This window comes from Alcanivorax sp. HI0044 (assembly GCF_001634945.1).
Window position 1 is genome coordinate 1 of record NZ_LWEZ01000812.1, and the last position, 264, is coordinate 264.

Annotated in this window: 1 protein-coding gene; it reads right to left on the bottom strand. The window is 55.3% G+C overall.

Annotated elements, in window-relative coordinates; translation table 11 throughout:
* On the bottom strand, positions 1-264 hold a 264-nt coding region (gene rplJ / locus A3730_RS09675; RefSeq protein ID WP_082872320.1), incomplete at both ends, for a 50S ribosomal protein L10.

Below are 264 nucleotides of genomic sequence, written 5' to 3' on the forward strand. Positions count from 1 at the left end.
TGCTTCGTCGCGAGTCGGCAACTTGGCCAGGACATCGATATCCTGAGCACCATAAGTTACGCCACCCACGGCCAGAGCTTTTACTTCCAGCGCGTCATGGTCTTTGGCGAAATCCTTGATGAGGCGAGCAGCAGCGCCCGGATCATCCTGGGAAAAAGCCAAAACAGTGGGGCCAACCAGTGCATCGTTCAGACACTCGAATTCAGTGTCTTTCACGGCGAACTTCGCCAGCGTGTTCCGTACTACTTTCAGGTACACGCCGGT